Source organism: Metapseudomonas resinovorans DSM 21078 (genome assembly GCF_000423545.1).
In the GTDB taxonomy this organism is placed as follows: Bacteria; Pseudomonadota; Gammaproteobacteria; order Pseudomonadales; family Pseudomonadaceae; genus Metapseudomonas; species Metapseudomonas resinovorans.
In genome coordinates, this window is the sequence record NZ_AUIE01000009.1 from 79,568 (window position 1) to 102,405 (window position 22,838).

A 22,838-nucleotide genomic window follows, 5' to 3' on the forward strand; every position below is an offset into this window, starting at 1 on the left:
CCATGTCCAATTTCGCCGAACTGCTGCAACAGGGCACGGCTCACGCCTGGCTCTACTTCCCCAGCGCCATTCTCCTGGGAGCCTTGCACGGACTGGAGCCGGGCCATTCGAAGACCATGATGGCGGCCTTCATCGTCGCCATTCGCGGCACCGTGAAGCAGGCTGTCCTGCTTGGGCTCGCCGCGACCGTTTCACACACTGCTGTGGTTTGGCTGGTCGCTGTGGGTGGTATGTACCTGGGCCAGAACCTGGACGCCGAAACCACCGAACCGTACTTCCAGCTCGCATCTGCGCTGATCATCGTGGTCATCGCGCTCTGGATGCTCTGGCGCACCTGGCGTGGCGAGCAGATGTGGCGTTTCGAGCAGGACGATGACCATCACCACGACCACCATCATGACGAAACCCGGCGTATCGACACGGGCCATGGGCGTGTTGAACTCGCGATTTTCGAGGACGGGGCGCCGCCGCGCTGGCGAATTAACGTGCTCAGTGGCCACGCCTGGGCGGCCGGAGAAGTGACCTTGCAGACCACCCGCCCGGACGGTCGCATGCGTCGCTTTGCGTTCGCCGATCGGGGCGGCTACCTGGAGTCCGTGGATGAGGTTCCGGAGCCCCATGAGTTCAGCGCGCGGCTCAGCCTGGGCCATGGCAACCATTCCCACGATTACGACCTGGACTTCCGCGAGCATGGCCACGATCACGCGCATGCCGAACTGGAGGGGCTGGAGCTGTCGCTGGAGGGCTATCAGGATGCCCACGAACGGGCCCACGCCAACGACATCCGCAAGCGCTTCGCCAACCGCAATGTGACGACCGGGCAAATCATTCTGTTCGGCCTGACGGGAGGGCTGATCCCCTGTCCGGCAGCGATCACCGTGCTGCTGCTCTGCCTGCAAGTGAAAGAAGTCGCCCTTGGCGCCGCGCTGGTGTTGTGTTTCAGCATTGGCCTTGCCCTTACCCTGGTCAGCGTGGGAGCGGCAGCGGCCATCGGCGCTCGGCGGGCCTCCAATCGCTGGCCCTGGCTGGGAGCGGTGGCGCGACGAGCGCCCTATCTGTCCAGCCTGCTGATCATCGGCGTGGGTATCTACATGGGCATCCACGGCTGGATCGGGCTGAATGCCCCGCACGGATAAACGATGGCGGATGAGCAGGTACCCTCCCCTTCATCGATCCGAAACGGCAGCCTGGGCCTCATAAAGTGGCTGGCAATGCTGACGATGGTGATGGATCACCTGCGTTACATATGGCCGGAGGCCAATGGCCTGTATGTGCCCGGGCGAATTGCCTTTCCTTTCTTCTGCCTGGCCATTGCCGCCAACGTGGCGCGATCCCGGGTTGGTGATGTGTTCACCGCCGGGAATGCCCGCTATCTAGTCTGGCTGCTGCTTTTCGCGGCGCTGTCCGAAGTGCCTTACCGCAGCTATTTCTACGGAACCACGTCACTCAACGTGCTGCCAACGCTGTTACTGGGACTGGTGATTGCCTGGGGCGTCCATCATCAGACGCGCGAGGCCTACACAATGGCGCTGGTCGCAGCTGCGCTAGCGTTCGTCCTCGATGGCCCGTTGATGTACGGCTTTATCGGTGCGCTGGTGCCCGCTGCGTTGCTGGTAGCGATCAGACAGCCCGGGCTGCTGTGGCTGCTGCCGGCGGCACTGTGTGTGCTGATGAACGTGCGTGACCACCTGCTGAGTGGAGTGGCCAGCTACCAGCTCTATCCGATCCTGGTGCTAGCCACTGCGTTCGTCGCGCCCTTGTTCGGCCTGTGGTTGCTGCGGCAATCCACGAAATTCAACGTGTGGCCGGTGCGACGTTGGGGCTACCTCTTTTACCCAGTACACCTGGTCATTCTGCAGGTGGTGCGCATCGCTACCTTGTAGGGGCGGTCGCTACGGTTGCACCTGTTCTGGGTCCGGCTCAGCAACCTTGAAGCAGAGGCAGACACGGGTGCCTTCGTTCTCGCGACTGGTCAGACTGGCTCGCCCCCCAAAGCGCTCCATGATCTGTTTCACCATGATCAAGCCAATCCCCAACCCACCTTGCTTGGTGGTGTAGAAGGACTTGAAAGCCATCGCTTCCTGCTGACGCGACATGCCTTGGCCGGTGTCGCTGATGTTCATGTAGAGCCACCGACCTGTAACGTCCGCTTCGATACTGACCTTGAGCTTGCCGCCCTTTTGCATCGCCTCAATGGCATTGGCGACGACGCTGTTCAGCACCTGGGAGAGCAGCATGTGGTGGCTGACCACCTTGGGTGGAGAATCATTGCTCATCTCAACCTGGATGTTCGCCTTCGCCAGTTGCGCTGCGAAATGCTCCAGGGTTTCTTTCATGATTTCGACCGGCTCAACCTTTTGCGACTCACCGTGCAGGGGGCGCAGGCAGAGAAGGAGCTCACGAACCCAGGTGGACATGCGATCAACCTGGCTGATGATGTCGCGCACGCACTTCTGTAAATCCGGGCCATCCAGCTCCTGGGCCAGTTCGGCGCTGGAGCGGATCGAGGCCAGGGGGTTGCGCAGGCTATGGGCAACAGCCGACGACATTTCCCCAAGGCCCACATAAGTCCGGTTGGCTACCAGCTGGTTCTGCTGCGAGGCCAGCAGCCGCGAGGCACGCCGCACAATCCAGAACAAGCCGAAGTAGATCAGCAGGCCACCGACTGCGGTCGCCAGCCAGATCATCCTGTAGCCTCGGTTCACCCGCTCGATCAGGTCCACGGGCTCCTTGTAGATCTCGACCATGGACAGAACCTTGCCTCGTCCATCGGTCAGCGGGATGTAGTTCTCGATGAAGAAGTTCTTGGGCGGCCGCAGGAACTGCTGCTCGACGCGCTTTTCCCCGACCTCGGTGTATTCGGCTGAAACTTCGGTCGCCGAACTGAAGGCCTTCTCCATTTCTTCGTCACCCTCGACACGCTGGCCGATCAGGGCGGGATTGGTCGACCAGACGACAACGTGGTCAGGGGAGTAAATGGTGGCCAGCAAGGCGTCCGGCAAGTGGGAAAGGTGTTCGAGAAACTCGGAACGGGCGCGTTCCCGTCGGTGTCGCTCGTCCTCCGACAGTTCAGCGGCGTCCTGGAGAAGCAGCAGCTCGCCCATGTCCATGCCTGGCAGACGGTGATGCCGGACTTCGCCAGCGGCGAGGGTCTGGATGAACTGCGCAGTCAGGAGGGCGTCCCGCGCCAGGCTCTCATTGACCACGAAGCGTGTGGCGATGAGCCCGAGCCCCACGGCGACAGAGCTGATGATCACCAGACTGATGATCGAGAACCAGCGGAGCAGGTTGAACGACTCGGTAGGCGCGATGGCATCCGTATCCCGCTCCCATATGTATTTCCCCCAGACAGTCGCCAGTTGCATGAGCGGCCCTCCCTAGTGTTTTTCGATCCTGTATAGCAGCAGTGGAGACAGGGCCATTTGCGGCCCCGTCAGCGCTGCGCCAGGTGGTCGAGTTCAGGGAATGATTGGAGACCAGTCGGACGAGCGGCCCCGATTACCATGCCCATTGAATCATCGCCCTTCGAGCCGGGCTGGCCGCCTCACATCTGGGGCGGCCAGTTATGGGCTTCGGCCTGGCAGTCCTTGCACCAGGCATAGAGCGCGTTGTAGATCACCAGGCCGTGAGCCAGCATCTCGTGGTCATCGGCGAAGTTGTGCGAGAGCCCCAGCGAGATGGCATAGAGGCCCGCCGATTGAGGGGTGAAATCGAGTCGCGACGTGTCGGCGCCGCGCACGATGGCGGCCAGCTGTCGCAAGGCAGGATCAACCAGGGCGTACTTCTTCAGGAAGGCATCGAAGCTGCATAACTCGCCATCGTGGCTGAGTTCGACATTGGGTATGTCGTAGGGGGCCGCATCCTGCTCGGCAGCCACACGCAGTACCTCGGAAGCCGGCACATAGAGAAACTCCGGCTGCGGATCGATGAAACGCTGGATGAGCCAGGGGCAAGCGATACGGTCGATCTTCGGACGTTCACGGGTAACCCATTTCATGGAGCACCTCCCGCCTGCGTCTACAGGCTCCGGGTGGGCCGGCCGGCGTCACGCCAGCCGGAAAAACCATCGATCAGGTAGCGCGCATCGAGCCCCATGGCGTCCAGCGTGGCGGCGATACCCTGGCTGATTTCGTGGCCATGGGCGCAATAGAGCACCACGGGCCTGTCCCGTGGTACCGAATCCTTCCAGGTAAACACCGACTCGGGATCGAGCCAGCGCGCGTCAGGAATGGCCGCCGCGTCAGCCGCACGTACCGCTTCGCGGCGCACATCCAGCAGGGTGAAATTGCGTCCTGCCGCTTGCCACTCCATCAATTCGCAACTCGTGATCCGGCTCATTTCACACCTCTCAGGTACGCAACAGGTGCACCAGCAACCCCACCAGGGCACAGGCCAGCAGCACCGGGATGACGCCTCGCTTGAATCGGAACAGGGCAATCGCCGCTGCCACGGCGATCAGCGCCGACGGCCAATCGAAGCGACCGTCGAAGCCTTGTGGCCAGAGCACGTGGTAGCCGAAGAAGAGGGCCAGGTTGAGGATCACCCCCACCACCGCGGCGGTGATGCCGGTGAGCGGGGCAGTGAATTTCAGCTCGCCATGGGTGGATTCCACCAGCGGGCCGCCCGCGAGGATGAACAGGAATGACGGCAGGAACGTGAACCAGGTGACCAGGGTGGCGGCCACGGCGCCGGCCAGAAAGGCCTGGTCGGCACCGAACATCGGATTCACGTAGGCGCCCACGAAGCCGACGAAGGCGACGACCATGATCAACGGACCCGGCGTGGTTTCCCCCAGCGCCAGGCCGTCGATCATTTGCGTCGGGGTGAGCCAGCCGTAGTGGCCCACCGCGCCTTGATAGACATAGGGCAACACCGCATAGGCGCCACCGAAGGTAAGCAGCGCCGCCTTGGTGAAGAACCAGCCCATCTGGGTGAGCGTGCCGTGCCAACCGAAGACCGCCGTCAGCAGGCCCATGGGCAGCAGCCAGAGCACGCCGCCGATGACCGCCAGTGCCAGCAAACGAGGCCAGCGAAAGCGCGCATGCTCGGGCGTGGGCGTGTCGTCATCGATCAGCGCCGGCCCATAGGTGGCTTTCGCCGCAGCATGACCACCGCCCAGCGCGAACTTGTCCGGGAAGAGGCGTCCACCCACGTAGCCGATCAGTGCCGCGCCCAGCACGATCAGGGGAAACGGAACATTCAGGGCGAAAATGGCGATGAAGGACGCCGCGGCGATACCCCACAACCAATTGTTCTTCAAAGCGCGCGAGCCAATGCGGTGGGCGGCCTGGACCACGATGGCGGTGACCGCCGGCTTGATGCCGTAGAACAATCCGGCTACCACCGGCACCTCACCAAAGGCGATGTAGACCCAGGACAGCGCGATGAGGATGAACAGCGACGGCAATACGAAGAGCGCGCCGGCAATGACACCTCCCCAGGTACGGTGCATCAGCCAGCCGATGTAGGTCGCGAGCTGCTGGGCCTCAGGTCCCGGCAGCAACATGCAGTAGTTCAGGGCATGGAGAAAACGCCGCTCGCTGATCCAGCGCCTCCGTTCCACCAGCTCCTGGTGCATGATCGAAATCTGCCCGGCGGGCCCGCCGAAGCTGATGAAACCGAGCTTGAGCCAGAACAGGAAGGCCTGGAACAGGCTTACGGGACGGGCACCGGATGGCGACTGTTCGTCGGCGCGCATGGTGTTTTCACTCATCGTTTTTCTCTTCATTGGCAAAGGCAGTCAGCAGGCCATCGAAAATGGCGCTGGCGGCGGTCAGGAGCTGATCATCATCCAAGATGCTTTCCCGCAGGCCGGCCAGAACCCGCTCGATGCCCGCCGCCTCCAGCGGCTGAACACCGCCTACGTCCAGGTAGTGCACCAGGGCGGCGACTTTCCCCAGGGACGGTGCGTTCAGCTCGAAGCTGGCTTGCAGGGTCTCGAAGGTGACGCGGTTGCCGACGTGGCTGAAGGTGGCGCCATCGAAATCGAAACCGAGGGCATCCGCCGGGCAATCATGGGGTGAGTCCAGCCAGAGGATTCGAGCGCCGTCGTCGATGTAACGACGGATGAGCCAGGCGCTGGCCAGACGGTCGACCCACGGACGCTTTCGCGTGGCCCAGAGGCGGCCCTGGTAGTCCTGCCGCCTGAGAACGGGGATGGGCTGGTCATGGCTACAGGGCTCATCTGCCGACAGGGCACGGCTCAGGGCGGTTTCCAGGCCTTGCAGTGCCACGTCGACATCCTGACCGGCTCGACCCGGGAAAAAGTCGATGGCTGCAAGCTGGGTGAAGGACTTGCGCAGCTTGCGGATCTGCCTGGTAGAGGCCAGCGCATTCTCGGCTGTCAGTTGGCCGCGACAGACCTCGATCTCGGCGCGCAGCGCCGCATAGTCCTCGGCACGATCGAACAGCGGGATGAAGCGCTCGCCCTGGGGATCATGGATGGGCAGCAGGTAGGCCGTGCCCTGGATCGAAAGGATGTCGCGCTCGATGGCGGCCAGCGCCGTGCGGCAGACATCGCTGTCTGGCAGCAGATACACCCCGTCTCGGAGCACCGCAGCACCACAGGCCTTCAGCGCCCGCCAGGCGCGCATGCGCGCAGTGGCATTGGCAGTGGGGAGGGTGAGGACGAGCGAGAGCCAATCTTTCATGTAGGATATCTAACATAATTTGTCTCTTACTCTACATTATTCCTTATCCAGGCTCAGGAAAAGCCCCGCCCGTCGAAGAGGCCTCGGCCACTCAGGGCGATTTCGTGTGGCTGTAGATGCCCGCCCTGCCCGAAAGACCAAGCAACGCGGGATGAGTCGAGTCGGCGGCGAATGCCTTTGGCGGACAGGCAGCGATGGAGCTAACAGGATGGACGGGCAGCGATACCCGTCCTGCGGATTCAGGGCGCGCCGAACATCATGGTCCAGTAGATACCGTTCTCGCTGCGGGTCTGCGAGGCGTAGGCGGCGCCGACCTGGGTGAACCTGGGGTTCATCAGGTTGGCGCAATGGCCGGGGCTGGCCAGCCAGCTGTCCATGGCCGCGCGGGGTGAACCCTGGCCGGCGGCGATGTTTTCGCCGACCTGTCGTCCCTTGAAGCCCGCCGCGCGGGCACGGTCGAAGGGCGAATCGCCGTCGGGGCCGTTGTGGGAGAAGTAGTCGCGGTTGGCCATGGAGCGGCTGTGCTGTTGGGCGGCCTTGCCCAACGCGGTGTTCCAGGTCAGGGCGCGGGCGGCGCCGAAGCGCTTGCTACCGCACTGGCGCGGCGTGGCCCGCGCGGCGTTGACCTGGGCCAGCAATGCCTGCCCGGCCGAGCGGGCATCCCCCAACTGGGCACTGGCCAGCGGCCGCGAGAGCACCAGGCGCCATTGGTTGCCGCTGCGACTGATGCCGATATCGGAAACCTGGCTGTCGAGCAGCTCCGCGCAGTAATCGTCGCGAAGCATGTTGAAGGCCGCCCGCGCATCTCGCGCCCGCGACAGGCTGATGCTGCGCACCTCTGCGGCCTGATACCCGGCCTCACGCAACTTGCGCCGCATTTCACCCGAGTAGCCCACCGGCAAGGCCAGGTTCGATTTCAACACCAGCGGCGACGTGGCCTGGAAGCTGCGCCAACCGCAGCGCTGGTTATGAGTGCGGTAGTCGTTGATGGCCGCCAGCAACTGACGCTCATCGCCGGCATGGGCCGGGTTGGCGAGCAGGGAAATCAGGGCGGCGGGGAACAGGGGGAGCAAGCGAAGGGTTCGGACGATTGGGCGCATGAATGGGCTTGTGGAGAAGGTTGATGGATCAGGCCGGTGTATGACTGCTGCGCGAAGAGCAGGTTCATGAGCGCAGGGGATATCTGCCACACGTCTGATGGGTGGCCGTGGGGCAGCTTCGCCGCCCTTGGCGAATGAATTGGCTATATCTGCATTGCGTGTTGCAAGCACTTACATCGCCCGTAGGAGCTGGCTTGCCAGCGAATGGCCCCGTTTCGCTGGCAAGCCAGCTCCTACAAGGCTCTTGGCCCGATGGTAAATCTCTAGCAACAGCTAACGCAGACAGAGCCAATGAACTCGCCCCCACAGGGTGTGGGCCCTGACAGGGATTGCCCTGGATCAGCCCGCCGGCCGCCGCTTCTCCCCCGACCAACGGTGCCACCGTCCGCCCCTTTAGGTTGTGGGCTCTAGAGCCGGCGGACAATCCTCGCGGCGACCCATGCCTCCAACAAGAACAAGGCACGTGCAGTTCCATCCAATACTGCCCGATCGAACCAAGGGGTACGCCCCTGGGGAGGAGCCATGCGAATTCGTTGCTTTGTGCTCGGTTGTCATTGGACCGAGGGTTTTCGTACCGAAGTGGGCACTGTGCCCATGATCTGCCAGCGCTGCCTGCGCTGCGGTGCCCATCGCTACTTGAGCCTGTCGGAGGAGGAGGCAGAAACAGCCGGATGAATGGCGCAGGCAGCCGACGGGTAGCCATTTGACAGTACGCTGCGAGCCTCTAGCTTTAACCAGCGTTGCCGATGGCTTTCAAAGAGCCGCATTTCGGTTCAACCATCCTGGCAAGGGAGTGCTCCATGTCGCATCCGTCGTCCACCAACCCCATCAAGGGCCTGGCCCTGCATTCCCTGATCTGGCTGGCCTGCGCCGGCATGGTCGCCGTCGGCCTGCCGGCCTGGCTGGCCTTTGCCGGTGGCTGGCTGGCCAGCCTGTTGCTGGTCTGGCTGCAACGGGAAGCACGCGTCCATGCAGCGCAGGCCAATGCGCAACCGGTGGTGGCGACGCCCGACTGGCAACAAACGCAGGATGCGCTGGATGAGCAGCTCGGTACCCTGCAGGCCCATGCCGGGCAGGTCGATGGCCTGCTGCAGGATGCCATCGGTCGCCTCGGCGACAGCTTCCACGGCCTGGCCGCGCGCATCGACCAGCAGCGTGCGCACTCCCACTCCCTGATCGAACGCTATGGCAACCAGCAAGGTGCCGATGACGGCATGAACTTCCAGGAGTTCATTGCCACCACCCGCAACACCCTTGGCCTGTTCGTCGAGGCCACGCTGGAAACCAGCCAGACCTCCCAGGAGCTGGTCAAGCGCATGGACCGGGTGACGCAGAAGATCGCCGATATCCTGAAATCCACCCACGATATGGATGCCATCGCCAAGCAAACCAACCTGTTGGCGTTGAATGCAGCCATCGAGGCCGCCCGCGCCGGCGAGAGCGGCCGGGGTTTCGCCGTGGTGGCCGACGAGGTGCGGGCCCTGTCCACCCGCTCCACCGGGTTCTCCGAACAGATTCGCGAGCATGTGGATGTGGTCTACCGCGAGATCCAGGATGCCGAGTCGGCCATTGCCCAACTGGCGGACAAGGACATGGGCATCGCCCTGGAATCCAAGCAGCAACTGCATCACATGCTGGAAGACCTGGAAGGCATGAACCGCCACACCCTCAAGGTGATCCAGGAGCTGGACCGAATCTCCCTGGAGGTGGGCGCGGGTGTCGACCAGGCCATCACCGCCCTGCAGTTCCAGGACATGAGCAGTCAGTTGATCGGGCAGATGCGCAAGCACTTCGCCAAGCTCGGCAGTTTCGCGACGGGTATCGGCGGGCTGCACGCGGTAGCGCCGGAGCACTGGGCGGAACGGGTCGAAGAGGAAACCGCCGAACTGAGGAAACCGGTCGCCAACCCCGTGAGCCAGAACAGTGTCAACGCGGGCGAGGTAGAGCTTTTCTGAGTCGATAGCCCTCAGCCATTTGCCGCTCATCCGCGCGACGAATGGCTGACGCCGGTGGCTGGACGCTCGATAGGTGCCCATCTACACCTAATCGTGGCCACTAGCCAGCAAACGGATGCATCACCTTGTAGGGACGAATTCATTCGCCAAGGGCGACGAAGGTGCCCCTACAGAAAAACCAGAAAAAAAGCGGCATGGAGAGCGGCACTGATGAGCAAGCAGATCCTGATAGTCGACGATTCGGCATCCATACGGCAGATGCTGAGCTTCACCCTCAAGGCCGCCGGGTACCTCGTGGACGAGGCGGTCGATGGCAAGGATGGCCTCGGCAAGGCACAGAGCAAGGCCTACAACCTGGTGTTCACCGACCAGAATATGCCCAACATGGACGGGCTGAGCCTGATCCGCAGCCTGCGAGGGCTGCCCGGCTACCGCGCCACCCCCATCCTGATGCTGACCACCGAGTCCAGCGACACCATGAAGCAGCAAGGCAAGTCCGCCGGCGCCACTGGTTGGCTGGTCAAGCCCTTCGATCCGCCGAAACTGCTGGAAGTCACCCGCAAGGTCCTCCCCTGACCCCTGCACAAGGCGCTTCCCATGAGCGACGGGATGAATCAGTTCCTCCAGGTGTTCTTCGAGGAAACCGAAGAGCACCTGGCCAACCTCGAGCTGCTGCTGCTCGGTCTCGACCTGCAGCAGCCTGACGCCGAAGAGCTCAACGGCATCTTCCGCGCCGCCCATTCCATCAAGGGCTCGGCCGGCATGTTCGGTTTCGATGACCTGACCGCCGTGACCCACGAGCTGGAAACCCTGCTCGACCGCATCCGCAGCGGCCAGATGGCCCTGCACGCGGAGATGGTCGACCTCTTCCTGCAGGCCCGTGATGTGCTGATGCGCCTGCTGGACGCCCATCGCCAGCAGCGCCCGGACCCGAGCGTGCCGGTGGCGGAGACGGTCGCCCGCCTGCGCGAGTTGCTGGAGGCCGCACCGGCTCCCCGTGAGGAGGCGAGCTTCGGCTTCTTTGACGAAGCGCCGGAGGCGAAAGCCGGCGACGACTTCGGCTTCTTCGACGATGCGCCCGGTACGCCCGCCCAGGCCGAATCCAGCGACTTCGGTTTCTTCGATGACGCCCCCGGCCTACCGGTCCAGGTCGCCGCCGAGCCGCCCAAGCCAGTGCCAGCGGCGATATCGGCCACCAGCAAACCGGCAGCCGCTGAAGGCGAATCCAGCTCTATCCGCGTCAGCGTCGAGAAGATCGACAGCCTGATCAATCTGGTGGGCGAGCTGGTCATCACCCAGGCCATGCTCGGCCAGCTCGGCGGCGCGCTGGACCCGAGCGCCCACGAACGTATTCACCAGGCCCTGGCGCAACTGGAACACAACACCCGCGACCTGCAGGAATCGGTGATGTCGATCCGCATGTTGCCCATCAGCTTCATCTTCAGCCGCTTCCCGCGCCTGGTGCGCGACACCTCGGCGCGGCTCGGCAAGCAGGTTGAGCTGGTGCTGCAGGGTGAGCACACCGAGTTGGACAAGGGCGTGATCGAGCGCCTCAGCGACCCGCTCACCCACATCGTGCGCAACAGCATCGACCACGGTATCGAGTTGCCCGAGGCGCGCCTGGCCGCCGGCAAGCCAGCCAGCGGCACGGTGCGTCTCGGCGCCTTTCATCAGGGCGGCAGCATAGTCGTCCAGATCAGCGATGACGGCCGTGGCCTGGACCGTGAGCGCATCCTCGCCAAGGCCCGCGAAAAGAACCTGGCGGTGCATGAGGGCATGAGCGACGCCGAAATCTGGCAACTGATTTTCATGCCCGGCTTCTCCACCGCCGAAGTGGTCACCGACCTCTCCGGGCGCGGCGTCGGCATGGACGTGGTCAAGCGCAACATCCAGTCCATGGGCGGGCGTATCGACATCGACTCGGCCGCGGGTCTGGGCACCCGCATCAACATTCGCCTGCCGCTGACCCTGGCCATTCTCGACGGCCTGATCGTCGCGGTGGCGCGCACCCACTACGTGATTCCGCTGACCTACATCGTCGAATCGCTGCAGCCCAAGGCGGCGGACATCCGTGGCCTGGGGGGCGAGGAAGGCGCGGTGATCCGCGTGCGTGGCGAGTACCTGCCGCTGCTCTCGCTGCACGACCTGTTGGGCGAATCCACCCCGCCGCTGCCGGCGGAGCAGTCCATCGTGGTCATCCTCGAAGCCGACGGGCGCCACTTCGCCCTGCTGGTGGATGACCTGGTTGGCCAGCAGCAGGTGGTGATCAAGAGCCTGGAACAGAACTTCCGCCGGATCGAAGGCATCGCCGGCGCCACCATCATGGGCGACGGCAGCGTCGCCCTGATCCTGGATATCGACGCCCTGCCGGGCCTGGCCCAACAACAAGGAGCGGTACTGCATGAACTCACCTAGTGCGGAACAGGCCGGACAGCCGGCCCAGGAGTACCTGACCTTCACCCTCGGTCGCGAGGAGTACGCCATCGACATACTCCGGGTGCAGGAAATTCGCGGCTATGACCAGGTGACCGCCATCGCCAACAGCCCGGCCTTCATCAAGGGCGTGATCAACCTGCGCGGCGCCATCGTTCCCATCGTCGACCTGCGCATCAAGTTCAACCTGGCCGACGTCACCTACGACCCGTTCACCGTGGTGATCATCCTCAACATCGGCCGGCGCATCGTCGGCGTGGTGGTGGACTCGGTGTCCGACGTGATCGCCCTGTCGGGTGAGGAGATCAAGCCACCGCCGGAGTTCGGCGCCAGTTTCGATACGGAATACCTGCTGGGCCTTGCCACCGCGGCCGAGCGGATGTTGATCCTGGTGGATATCGAGAAGCTGATGACCAGCCGCGAAATGGCCCTGGTCGAAGCAGCCGCAGCCTGACACGCAAGGGGATAATCCATGGGTCTGTTCAACGGAAAAGCACAAGCACAGCTTCGCGCGCAGCACATTGCCGGCCTGATCCAGGGCCTGGCCGACGGGAACCTCGACCAATCGATCGGCGCCGGCGACGACCCGATCTGGACGCCGGTCTACGACAGCCTCGCCCGCCTGCAGAAGGGTCTGCGCCAGCAACAGACGGAAACCACCCAGACCGAGGCGCTGGACAAGGCCCTGGTGGAAATGACCCGTCAGCATAGCGACGGCTGGATCGACGAAGTCATCCCGGTGGCACAGTTCAGCGGCACCCAGGCGCGCATCGCCAAAGGCGTCAATGATCTGGTGGCCGCCCATATCGCGGTGAAGATGCAAGTGGTGCGCGTGGTCACCGCCTATGGCGATGGCGACTTCAGCCAGGACATGGACCGCCTGCCCGGCAAGAAGGCGCAGATCACCCAGGCCATCGACAAGGTCCGCGACCAGTTGCGCAGCGCTGCCCAGGCCGCCAGCGAGAACATCCGCATCAAGAGCGCCCTGGACAACTGCAGCACCAACGTGATGATCGCCGACGGCGAGCGCAACATCATCTACATGAACAAGACCGTCACCAGCATGCTGCAGAACGCCGAGGCCGACCTGCGCAAAGCCTTGCTGAGCTTCTCGGTGAGCAAGCTGCTGGGCGGTTCGATCGACCAGTTCCACAAGAACCCGGAACACCAGAAACGCCTGCTCGCCACCTTCACCAGCACCTTCCGTGCGCAGATCGAGGTTGGCGGGCGCACCTTCGGCCTGGTCGCCAACCCGGTCATCAGCGACAGCGGCGAGCGTCTCGGCTCGGTGGTGGAATGGGCCGACCGCACCCTGGAAGTGAACGTCGAGCGCGAAGTGGCCGGGCTGGTCGGTGCCGCCGCCAACGGCGACTTCTCCAAACGCATCAACGAAGAGGGCAAGACCGGCTTCATCCTCAACCTGGCGACCGGTCTCAACCAGTTGGTGGACACCGCCGACAAGGGTCTCAAGGACGTCTCGCGGATGCTCGGCGCCCTGGCCAAGGGTGATCTTTCGCAGAGCATCAGCGCCGACTACCAGGGCACCTTCGGCGAACTCAAGGACTACTCCAACGAAACCGCGCAGAGCCTGTCGCGCATGCTCGGACAGATCCGCGAAGCCGCCGACACCATCAACACCGCTGCCGGAGAAATCTCCAGCGGCAACGCCGAGCTGTCCACCCGCACCGAGCAACAGGCCTCCAGCCTGGAAGAAACCGCCTCCAGCATGGAGGAACTGACCAGCACGGTGAAACTCAACGCCGAGAACGCACGCCAGGCCAACTCCCTGGCGGTGAACGCCTCGGAAGTGGCCACCGAAGGCGGCAATGTGGTGCAGAAGGTGGTCAGCACCATGACCGCCATCAACGAGTCGGCGCGGAAAATCTCCGACATCATCGGGGTCATCGACGGTATCGCCTTCCAGACCAACATCCTCGCCCTCAACGCTGCGGTGGAAGCCGCCCGCGCCGGTGAGCAGGGACGTGGCTTCGCCGTGGTGGCAGCCGAGGTACGCACCCTGGCGCAGCGCTCGGCGGCGGCAGCCAAGGAGATCAAGACGCTGATTTCCGACTCGGTGAGCAAGGTGGAGAACGGCAACACCCTGGTGGCCCAGGCGGGCCAGACCATGAGCGACATCGTGATCGCCATCAAGCGGGTCACCGACATCATGGCGGAGATCGCCGCCGCGTCCGCCGAGCAGAGCCGTGGCATCGAGGAGGTCAACGGCGCGGTCAACCAGATGGACGAAATGACCCAGCAGAACGCCGCCCTGGTGGAAGAGGCCGCCGCGGCAGCCGAAGCCCTGCAGGAACAGGCCGGGCTGATGGCCCAGTCAGTGGCGGTGTTCAAGCTGGACCCGGCCCATGCCGGCCAGCCCGCCGCAGCCCTCGGGGCCACTCGGCACAAGTCGCCCGCGAGGCCGCAACGCGCGGCCGGCCGCGTCGGGCGAAGCAAGGAAGAGGAATGGGAAGAATTCTAGTCCCAGGCCATAACCCCGGCGCTTGCGCCGGGGCTTTCGAGGTGACGCGATGAACGCGCTGGTACTTGGCGAACACGAGTTCGGCTACAACGATCACGACTTCGAGCAGGTGCGCGAGCGGCTCTATCGCCGCGCGGGCATCAGCCTGGCCACCAGCAAGCAGCAGATGGTCTACAGCCGACTGGCACGTCGCCTGCGCCAACTGGAACTGCGCAACTTTTCCAGCTACCTCGCCTACCTCGACCAGCATCCCGAGGAATGGCAACCCTTCATCAACGCGCTGACCACCAACATCACCGCGTTCTTCCGCGAACGCCACCACTTCGACCAGCTCATCACCCTGGCGCGCGAACACCAGCAACGAAGCCGGCCACTGCGTTTCTGGTCAGCCGCCTCCAGCACCGGCGAAGAGCCCTACTCCATGGCCATCGCCCTGCACCAGGCGCTGGGCGAGCGGGCCCAGGGCATGCAGATCATTGCTTCCGACATCGACACCGGCGTGCTGGAAATCGCACGCCGCGGCGTCTACCCGCTGGAACGCATCGAGCAGTTGGACCCGGCATTGAAAAAGCGCTATTTCCAGCGCGGCACCGGAGCCAACGCCGGCCTGGCGCGCGTAGTGCCGGAGCTGCGGCAGATGGTTGAGTTTCGCCGCATCAACCTGCTGGATGCCGACTGGCACCTCAGCGGCGGGCTGGACGCCATCTTCTGTCGCAACGTGATGATCTATTTCGACAAGCCCACCCAGGTGCGCCTTCTGGAACGCATGGTGCGCCTGCTCAGGTCCGACGGCCTGTTCTTCGCCGGTCATTCGGAAAGCTTCGTCCAGGCCAACCATGTGGTGAAGCTGGTCAGCCGCACCGTCTACCAGCCCGTGCCGGGAGTCCTGACATGAAAGGTGAAACCGCAGGCGCCATCGCCGCCACCCGCTATTTCGACCCGGACCACCAGTTGCCGGCCGTCAAGCTGCTGCCCGGCGAGTACTACGCCACCACTGAAGACCAGGTGCTGGTCTCGGTGCTTGGCAGCTGTGTGGCGGTCTGCCTGTTCGACCTGCAGCGCGGCATCGGCGGCATGAACCAGTTCCTGCTGCCCGAGCCCGGCCCCGGCAGCGGCAGCGGTCTGGCCAGCGCGTCCACGCATCACGGCGTGCGCATGATGGAGCAGCTCAGCGAGGAGCTGCTGCGCCAGGGCGCCCGCCGCCACCAGTTGGAAGCCAAGGTCTTCGGCGCCGGCAACCTGCCCAACGACCTGCTGCGGGTCGACACCACCCTGCGCACCGTGGAGTTCGTCCACAGCTACCTGGATACCGAAGGCGTTCCCCTGCTGGCCGAGGACGTGATGGGCGCCGAGGCGCGCAAGGTCTACGTATTCCCTTCCAGCGGCAAAGTGCTGGTGAAGAAGCTGAAGAGCCTGCACAACGACACCATCCTGCAGCGCGAGCTGGAATACATCCTCTACCTCAAGCGTGGGGAAGCGCTGGGGCCCTACGACCTGTTCAAGGAGTGAACATTTGACCATCAAGGTACTGGTGGTGGATGACTCGGCGCTTATCCGCAGCCTGCTCAGCGAGATCGTCCGTGCCGACCACGAACTGCAACTGGTGGGCGTGGCGCCCGACGCCTATGTGGCCCGCGACCTGATCAAGCAGCACTCGCCGGACGTCATCACCCTGGACGTGGAAATGCCGCGCATGGACGGCCTGACCTTCCTCGACAAACTGATGAAGGGCCGGCCGACGCCCGTGGTGATGATTTCCTCCCTCACCGAGCGCGGCTCCGAAGCCACCCTGCGGGCCCTAGAACTGGGCGCCATCGACTTCATCGCCAAGCCCAAGCTGGGCATCGCCGAAGGGATGCAGGCCTATGCCGAAGAGATTCGCGCCAAGCTCAAGGTGGCCGCACGCGCGCGGATGATCCGCCGCATCGCCGCGGAACGTCCGGCAGAGCGCGGCCTGCCCATTGTCGGCACCGAGAAACTGATCGCCATCGGCGCCTCCACCGGCGGCACCGAGGCCATCAAGGAAGTGCTGCTGGGCCTGCCAGCGGACAGCCCCGGCGTGGTCATCACCCAGCACATGCCCGCGGGCTTCACCCGCTCGTTCGCCGCGCGCCTGGACAAGCTCTGCCGCATCAGCGTCAGCGAAGCCCGCGACGGCGACCGCATCCTCCCCGGCACCGCCCTCCTCGCCCCCGGCGGCCTGCACATGGAAGTGACCCGCTCCGGCGCCAACTATGTCGCGCGACTGTCGGACGCACCGCCGGTCAACGGCCACCGTCCGGCCGTGGATGTGATGTTCAACAGCGCCGCCCGCTGCGCCGGCCGCAACCTGATCGCCGCCCTGCTTACCGGCATGGGCAAGGACGGCGCCCGTGGCCTGTTGGAAATCCGCGAGTCCGGCGGCTACACCCTGGCCCAGGACGAGGCCAGCTGCGTCGTGTACGGCATGCCCCGGGAAGCGGCGGAAATCGGCGCGGCGGAAGAGGTGCTGCCGCTGGAGGAGATCGGCCCGGCGCTGCTGGCGCAGGCACGGCGCCGGGGCAGTGGGAACAGGGTGTGAGGGCCGAGGGTGGGTGCACGGACAGCTCCCTCTCCCTTCAGGGAGAGGGCAGCCAGGAGGGCTCGGTCCATCACCCTTGCCTACGACGTTGAGCTTCGCCCATCACCCATCTACAAGGGCGCTGTGTGCCTGCCCTCGCAGGCCCAAAGCTCCACCATCGGCTGATCGGCATCCGGCGGCCCCAGCCACTCGGCCAATTCGCGGCACCGACCGTTGCTGCAAAGCTGGTAATCCCCCGCCTCCGGCGTCCGCCCGAGGCGCAGGGGATTCAAGGGTGGCAACGGGCGCCGGTAATGCCAGGCGCCGTCCCGCAGTACGGCGCCGTCGGGAATGTCCATACCCGCCCCGCTGCCGCGCACCCGTGCCTCGCGCAGTTCCAGGCCCTGCGGGGTAATTCGGTAGTCCTCCTCCCAGCGCACTTTTTCCACCGTGTGCTGCCAGGCCAGGGTGAACTCGGTGACCGGTAGCGTCGCCCAGACGCTACCGGCCAACCCCAGGCACAGGCCGATCATGCGGTGGCGGCGCCTGCCCGACGGGCGCGCCAGACATGCTGGGCGATGAACAAGAAGGACAGGACGAAGCCCAGCTCATCGGTCACCGGCAAGGCGAGGATCAGCAATGCGCCAGCGGCGAAGGCCAGGATGCGCTCCCACCACGCCAGCCCCACCTGCAGGTGCCCGGTGAACACCGCGCCCCACAGGCCGATGGCCAGGACCGCCTTCAGCAATACATAGAGCGTCGCCCAGCCGCTTTCACCCTGTAGCATCAGCGCCGGATCGTAGACCGCCATGAAGGGCACCACGAAGCCCGCCACCGCGATGCGCACGGCCCAGAAACTGATCAGCAGCCCCCGCTCGCGGGCAATCGGCGCCGCCGCGAAACAGGCCAGAGCAACCGGTGGCGTAAGGTCGGCCATGATCCCGAAGTAGAAGACGAACATGTGCGACACCAGCAGCGGCACGCCCAGTTCCAGCAGCGCCGGTGCGGCGATGGAGCTGGTGATGATGTAGTTGGGAATGGTCGGGATACCCATGCCCAGCACCAGGCAGGTGAGCATCGTCAGGACCAGGGAAAGGAACAGGTTCTCCTGGCCGATGGCGAGTATGTAGCCGGCAAAGGTGGAGGCCGCACCGGTCAGGCTGACGACGCCGATGATCACCCCCACCAGGGCACAGGCGATGCCCACCGGCACCGCATGGCGTGCGCCTTCCACCAGCGCATGGAGGCACAGGCGCAAGGTTGCCCGGCCGCCCTTGACGAACCAGCAGGCCGCCACCAACGCGGCGATCACGCCGAAGATCACCCCGATGCCCAGTTGGAAGAACCCTGCGCAGAGCAGCCCCAGGGCGATCCAGAAGGCGATACGCAGGCCGAAGGACGACACCCGCAGGATGATCGCCGAGCCGAGGATGACGATGGCCGTCAGCGCCAGGCCAACGGTGCCGGAGAACAGCGGCGTGCGTCCGGAGAACAACAGGTAGATCAGCACGAACAGCGGTATCAGCAGGTACCAGCGGTCCCTCACCGCCCCCCAGGCGCTCGGGCACTGCTCCTTGGGCAGGCCCACCAGATTGGAGCGCCGCGCTTCCAGGTGGACCATCCAGAAAGTCGAGCCGAAGTAGAGCAAGGCCGGAATCAACGCCGCCTTGGCCACTTCGAAATAGGGCAGGTTGATGGTCTCGGCCATGATGAATGCCACCGCCCCCATCACCGGCGGCATGATCTGGCTGCCCATACTCGCGGTGGCCTCCACCCCGCCGGCAAAGGCAGCCCGGTAGCCGAAGCGCTTCATCAGCGGAATGGTGAACTGGCCGGTGGTGACCACGTTGGCCACGCCCGAGCCGGTGATGGTGCCCATCAAGGCCGAAGACACCACCGACACCTTGGCCGGCCCGCCGAGCTTGTGGCCGAACAGGCCGAGGGAAAAATCGGTGAACAACTTGATCATCCCTGCCTGTTCGAGGAAGGCGCCGAACAGGATGAACAGGAAGATGTAGGTCGCGGACACGTAGGTGGGCGTGCCGTAGAACCCCTCGGTGCCGAAGGACAACTGGTTGACGATCTGATCCAGCCCGTAGCCCCGGTGCGCCAGGTCGCCCGGCAGGTACTCGCCAAGCAGGCCGTAGGCGAGGAACACGCCGCAGATCAGCGGCAGCGCGATACCCATCACACGGCGCGCCGCCTCGAACACCAGCGCGATCAGCAACAGGCCGACGGCCATGTCGGCGCCGGTGAGGTCGCCCGAGCGCTGGATCAGGTCAACCTCGAAGATCCACTGGTAGGCCGCGGTGGCCGCACCCGCCAGGGCCAGCAGCCACGCCAGCGGTTGCCAGGGCGGCGTCCGGCCAACGGCGGGATAGCTGAGGAACACCAGCATCAGCAGGAAGCCGACGTGTACGGCCCGCAGTATCTGCGTGGAAACCGGGTGGAAAGCGGCGGTTACGATCTGGAAGCAGGTGAACAGCAAGGCGACGACGAACAACGCCTTGGGCCAGTCCGACACGCTGGCGCCGAGCCCCGAATGGTCTTCTGTCATGACACGTCCTCTACTGCCTGGAATGCCGGCGGCCCCCGCCGCCGGCGCGGGCCATCACTTGAGTACGCCGGCTTCCTTGTAGAAGCGCTCTGCACCTGGATGCAGAGGGATGGGCAGGTTCTGCGCCGCCGTTTCCAGCTTGATGTCCTTGGCGGCGGCATGGGAGGTGACCAGACGACCAAGGTTGTCGAACATCAGTTTGGTCATCTGGTAGGCCAGTTCGTCGGACACGCCTTCGTGTGTCACCAGGATGTTGGTGATGGCCACCGTCGCTACATCCACGTCCTGGCCGTCATAGGTCTTGGCCGGGATCACCGCCGGCTGATAGGCCGCATTGCCGATCTTGGCCGTGACCTCCTTCGGTACCTCGACAAAGTTGATCGGCATGGTTGCGGACAGGTCGCGGATTGCCGCCATACCCAGCCCCGAGGACTGCAGCGTGGCGTCCAGCTGGCGGTTCTTGATCAGCTCCACCGACTCGGCATAAGGCAGGAACTCGACCTTGCCCATGTCTTCGTAGCTGAGGCCGGCTGCCGCGAAGATCGCCCGTGCGTTCAGTTCCGTACCGGACTTGGGCGCCCCCACCGAAATGCGCTTGCCCTTGAGGTCGGCCAGGGTTTTGATCCCCGACTCCTTGGCGGCGACGATCTGGATGTAGTTCGGGTAGGTGGCAGCGATGGCCCGCAGCTTCTTCAATGGCGCCTTGAAGCCCGCCTCTTCGACGCCTGTCCAGGCGTCGCTCACCGAGTCGCCCAGCGCCAGGGCCAACTCGCCACGCCCGGCCTGCAGCAGGTTGAGGTTCTCCACCGAGGCCTTGGTGGCCTGCACCGAGGTCTTCGAGCCTTCGATGCCGCTGCCGTAGATCTGCGACAGACCGACACCGATGGGGTAGTACACCCCGCTGGTGCCGCCGGTGAGGATATTGATGAAGGTGGGCGCGGCCAGTGCTGCGGCGCTGGCCGCCAGGGCGGAAAGAAAGGCAATGGAACGGATCGAGGTACGCAGTCGCATGGGGGGACTCCCTTCTTGTTGTCATGGTCTCAAAGGATTGACTCTAGACCATCGGACAGAAGGGATGCAGCCCATGCGCACCGGGCCGAAAGGAGCATTGCGCCAAGACCGGAAATGGTGTTGACGCTCCTCGATCCAGTGCCCGAAGCCCCCTCAGGTCGGCAACACCTCGCGCTGGCGCGACAGGGTCAACGCCAAGTCTTCGATCATGTCTTCCTGACCGCCCACGGTGCCTCGACGCCCCAGTTCCACCAGCAGTTCGCGGGCCTGGATGCCGTACTTTTTCTCGGCGCGCTTGGCGAACAGCAGGAAGGAGCTGTAGACCCCGGCATAACCCAGGGTCAGGGCATCGCGGTCGACGCGGATCGGCTGGTCCATCATCGGCACCACCAGGTCCTCGGCCACGTCCATGATCTTGTAGAGGTCGATGCCGGTCGCCACGCCCATGCGTTCCAGCACTGCCACGAACACCTCCAGCGGGGTGTTGCCGGCACCAGCCCCCAGGCCCGCCACCGAGCCATCGATGCGCGCGGCCCCCGCCTCGATGGCAGCCAGGGAGTTGGCGATGGCCATGCCCATGTTGTGGTGACCGTGGAAACCGACTTCGGTGCCGGCGTTCAGCCCGTTACGCAGCACGGCGATCTTCTCGGTCACTTCATCGGGCAGCATGTAGCCCGCAGAGTCGGTGCAGTAGATGCAGTTGGCGCCGTAGCTCTCCATCAGCTTCGCCTGCTCCAGCAGTTTCTCCGCGCTGACCATGTGCGCCATCATCAGGAAGCCGACGGTGTCCAGGCCCATCTTCGCGGCCATGCCGATGTGCTGGCCGGAGACATCCGCCTCGGTGCAGTGGGTGGCGACGCGGATGGTGGAAACGCCGAGGTCATGGGCCATTTTCAGGTGCTCGACGGTACCGATGCCCGGCAGCAGCAGCGCCGAAACCTTGGCCTGCTTGAGCTTGGGAATCACCGCGTCGAAGTATTCCTCGTCGCTGTGCGCCGGAAAACCGTAGTTCAGCGAGCTGCCGCCCAGGCCATCGCCATGGGTGATCTCGATCAGCGGCACGCCGGCTGCATCGAGGCCGGTGGCCACGGCGACCATCTCGTCCAGGCTGATCTGGTGGCGCTTGGCATGCATGCCGTCGCGCAGGCTCATGTCGTGCAGGCGCACGTGCTTACCTTGCAGGTTCATGGGGTATCTCCACTCAACGGACGGGCAGTTGCAGGGCGCCCTTGTGGGCTTCTTCGGCGAACATCTCGGCGGTGCGCAGGCCGGCGGCGGTCATGATGTCCAGGTTGCCGGCGGACTTGGGCAGGAAGTCGCCCAGGCCTTCGACCTCGATGAAGATCGACACCTTGCGACCGTCGAACACCGGGCCGTTGATCAGCTTGTAGCCCGGCACGTAGCGCTGCACTTCCTTGACCATGTGCAGCACCGAAGTGCGAATCTCCGCCTGGTTCGGCTCGCCTTCGGTGAGGCAATGGATGGTGTCGCGCATCATCAGGGGCGGCTCGGCCGGGTTGATGACGATGATCGCCTTGCCGCGCTTCGCCCCACCGATCTTCTCCACGGCACCGGCGGTGGTGCGGGTGAATTCGTCGATGTTCTGCCGGGTACCCGGCCCCACCGAGCGGGACGATACGGTGGCGACGATTTCGCCGTACTCCACCGGCTGCACGCGGGACACCGCCGCCACCATGGGAATGGTGGCCTGGCCGCCGCAGGTGACCATGTTGACGTTGAGCGCCAGCTTCTCCGCGTGCTCCTTGAGGTTGACCGGCGGCACGCAATACGGGCCGATGGCCGCTGGGGTGAGGTCGATCATGATCACGCCCAGCTCATTGAGCTTGCGGCTGTTCTCGGCATGCACATAGGCCGAGGTGGCGTCGAAGGCAATGCGGATGTCGTCGTCCAACACATGCGGCAGCAGGCCGTCGACGCCATCAGCGGTGGTTTTCAGGCCGAACTCGGCGGCGCGCTTGAGCCCCTCCGAGGTCGGGTCCACGCCCACCATCCACACCGGTTCGATCCATTCCGACCGACGCATCTTGATCAACAGGTCGGTACCGATATTGCCCGGCCCGATAATGGCCGCCTTGAGTTTCTTGCTCATCACC

The 22,838-nt window shown here is 64.4% G+C and carries 22 protein-coding genes; 11 read left to right on the forward strand and 11 right to left on the reverse strand.

Annotated features, from left to right (window positions below; genetic code table 11):
* The first annotated feature begins 2 nt into the window (after window positions 1–2).
* Window positions 3–1,136, forward strand: a complete 1,134-nt coding sequence (locus G559_RS0110205; RefSeq protein WP_028628122.1) for a nickel/cobalt efflux protein RcnA — start codon at window positions 3–5, stop codon at window positions 1,134–1,136.
* A gap of 3 nt (window positions 1,137–1,139) precedes the next feature.
* Window positions 1,140–1,883 (forward strand): TraX family protein, encoded by a 744-nt coding sequence (locus G559_RS0110210; RefSeq protein WP_081668016.1) that lies wholly within the window; start codon window positions 1,140–1,142, stop codon window positions 1,881–1,883.
* Window positions 1,884–1,892: 9 nt separating this feature from the next.
* Here G559_RS0110210 and G559_RS0110215 read toward each other — a convergent pair whose 3' ends face one another.
* The 6 genes from G559_RS0110215 to G559_RS0110240 form a co-directional block, all read right to left on the reverse strand.
* Window positions 1,893–3,365, reverse strand: a complete 1,473-nt coding sequence (locus tag G559_RS0110215) for a sensor histidine kinase (protein ID WP_028628124.1) — start codon at window positions 3,363–3,365, stop codon at window positions 1,893–1,895.
* A 179-nt stretch (window positions 3,366–3,544) separates the two neighbouring features.
* A complete protein-coding gene (locus G559_RS0110220; protein ID WP_028628125.1) occupies window positions 3,545–3,997 on the reverse strand; it encodes a chromate resistance protein ChrB domain-containing protein in 453 nt (150 codons plus the stop codon).
* Between the two features lie 20 nt (window positions 3,998–4,017).
* Window positions 4,018–4,338 (reverse strand): rhodanese-like domain-containing protein, encoded by a 321-nt coding sequence (locus tag G559_RS0110225; protein ID WP_028628126.1) that lies wholly within the window; start codon window positions 4,336–4,338, stop codon window positions 4,018–4,020.
* A gap of 10 nt (window positions 4,339–4,348) precedes the next feature.
* Window positions 4,349–5,713 carry a chromate efflux transporter gene (gene chrA / locus G559_RS0110230; protein WP_028628127.1) on the reverse strand — a complete coding sequence of 455 codons (1,365 nt, stop codon included), beginning with the start codon at window positions 5,711–5,713 and terminating at the stop codon, window positions 4,349–4,351.
* Window positions 5,706–6,650 (reverse strand): chromate resistance protein ChrB domain-containing protein, encoded by a 945-nt coding sequence (locus G559_RS0110235; protein ID WP_028628128.1) that lies wholly within the window; start codon window positions 6,648–6,650, stop codon window positions 5,706–5,708. The genes chrA and G559_RS0110235 overlap by 8 nt, the downstream gene beginning before the upstream one ends.
* Window positions 6,651–6,889: 239 nt before the next feature.
* Complete coding sequence (locus G559_RS0110240) at window positions 6,890–7,750, reverse strand: CAP domain-containing protein (protein ID WP_028628129.1); 861 nt, start codon at window positions 7,748–7,750, stop codon at window positions 6,890–6,892.
* Between the two features lie 522 nt (window positions 7,751–8,272).
* Here G559_RS0110240 and G559_RS31160 point away from each other — a divergent pair.
* From G559_RS31160 to G559_RS0110280, 9 genes are all read left to right on the forward strand, one after another.
* Window positions 8,273–8,425, forward strand: a complete 153-nt coding sequence (locus G559_RS31160) for a PSPA7_2676 family Cys-rich small protein (protein WP_338053611.1) — start codon at window positions 8,273–8,275, stop codon at window positions 8,423–8,425.
* A 107-nt stretch (window positions 8,426–8,532) separates the two neighbouring features.
* On the forward strand, window positions 8,533–9,705 hold the full coding sequence (locus G559_RS31320; RefSeq protein ID WP_455429670.1) for a methyl-accepting chemotaxis protein: 1,173 nt from the start codon (window positions 8,533–8,535) through the stop codon (window positions 9,703–9,705).
* A 210-nt stretch (window positions 9,706–9,915) separates the two neighbouring features.
* A complete protein-coding gene (locus G559_RS0110250) occupies window positions 9,916–10,281 on the forward strand; it encodes a response regulator (protein ID WP_028628131.1) in 366 nt (121 codons plus the stop codon).
* A gap of 21 nt (window positions 10,282–10,302) precedes the next feature.
* On the forward strand, window positions 10,303–12,120 hold the full coding sequence (locus tag G559_RS0110255; protein ID WP_028628132.1) for a chemotaxis protein CheA: 1,818 nt from the start codon (window positions 10,303–10,305) through the stop codon (window positions 12,118–12,120).
* On the forward strand, window positions 12,107–12,592 hold the full coding sequence (locus tag G559_RS0110260; RefSeq protein WP_028628133.1) for a chemotaxis protein CheW: 486 nt from the start codon (window positions 12,107–12,109) through the stop codon (window positions 12,590–12,592). The genes G559_RS0110255 and G559_RS0110260 overlap by 14 nt, the downstream gene beginning before the upstream one ends.
* 18 nt (window positions 12,593–12,610) lie before the next feature.
* The gene (locus G559_RS0110265) at window positions 12,611–14,617 is read left to right on the forward strand and encodes a methyl-accepting chemotaxis protein (RefSeq protein ID WP_028628134.1); all 2,007 of its coding nucleotides are present in this window, start codon (window positions 12,611–12,613) and stop codon (window positions 14,615–14,617) included.
* Window positions 14,618–14,666: 49 nt separating this feature from the next.
* Entirely contained in the window at window positions 14,667–15,512 is an 846-nt protein-coding gene (locus G559_RS0110270) for a CheR family methyltransferase (protein ID WP_028628135.1), read from the forward strand.
* On the forward strand, window positions 15,509–16,126 hold the full coding sequence (locus tag G559_RS0110275) for a chemotaxis protein CheD (protein WP_028628136.1): 618 nt from the start codon (window positions 15,509–15,511) through the stop codon (window positions 16,124–16,126). Before G559_RS0110270 ends, G559_RS0110275 begins: the two co-directional genes overlap by 4 nt.
* A gap of 4 nt (window positions 16,127–16,130) precedes the next feature.
* Entirely contained in the window at window positions 16,131–17,177 is a 1,047-nt protein-coding gene (locus tag G559_RS0110280; protein WP_028628137.1) for a protein-glutamate methylesterase/protein-glutamine glutaminase, read from the forward strand.
* Window positions 17,178–17,287: 110 nt separating this feature from the next.
* On the opposite strand, the gene G559_RS0110285 is transcribed toward G559_RS0110280, so the two are convergent.
* From G559_RS0110285 to G559_RS0110305, 5 genes are all read right to left on the reverse strand, one after another.
* A complete protein-coding gene (locus G559_RS0110285) occupies window positions 17,288–17,689 on the reverse strand; it encodes a DUF1850 domain-containing protein (RefSeq protein ID WP_028628138.1) in 402 nt (133 codons plus the stop codon).
* Window positions 17,686–19,713: a TRAP transporter permease gene (locus tag G559_RS0110290; protein WP_028628139.1), complete on the reverse strand. Its 2,028-nt coding sequence runs from the start codon at window positions 19,711–19,713 to the stop codon at window positions 17,686–17,688. The genes G559_RS0110285 and G559_RS0110290 overlap by 4 nt, the downstream gene beginning before the upstream one ends.
* Before the next feature lie 54 nt (window positions 19,714–19,767).
* Entirely contained in the window at window positions 19,768–20,724 is a 957-nt protein-coding gene (locus G559_RS0110295; protein WP_028628140.1) for a TAXI family TRAP transporter solute-binding subunit, read from the reverse strand.
* A 153-nt stretch (window positions 20,725–20,877) separates the two neighbouring features.
* Window positions 20,878–21,912, reverse strand: coding sequence for a 4-hydroxy-2-oxovalerate aldolase (dmpG, locus tag G559_RS0110300; RefSeq protein WP_028628141.1), 1,035 nt, complete (start codon window positions 21,910–21,912; stop codon window positions 20,878–20,880).
* Between the two features lie 13 nt (window positions 21,913–21,925).
* Window positions 21,926–22,834 (reverse strand): acetaldehyde dehydrogenase (acetylating), encoded by a 909-nt coding sequence (locus G559_RS0110305; RefSeq protein WP_028628142.1) that lies wholly within the window; start codon window positions 22,832–22,834, stop codon window positions 21,926–21,928.
* Window positions 22,835–22,838: the final 4 nt, after the last annotated feature.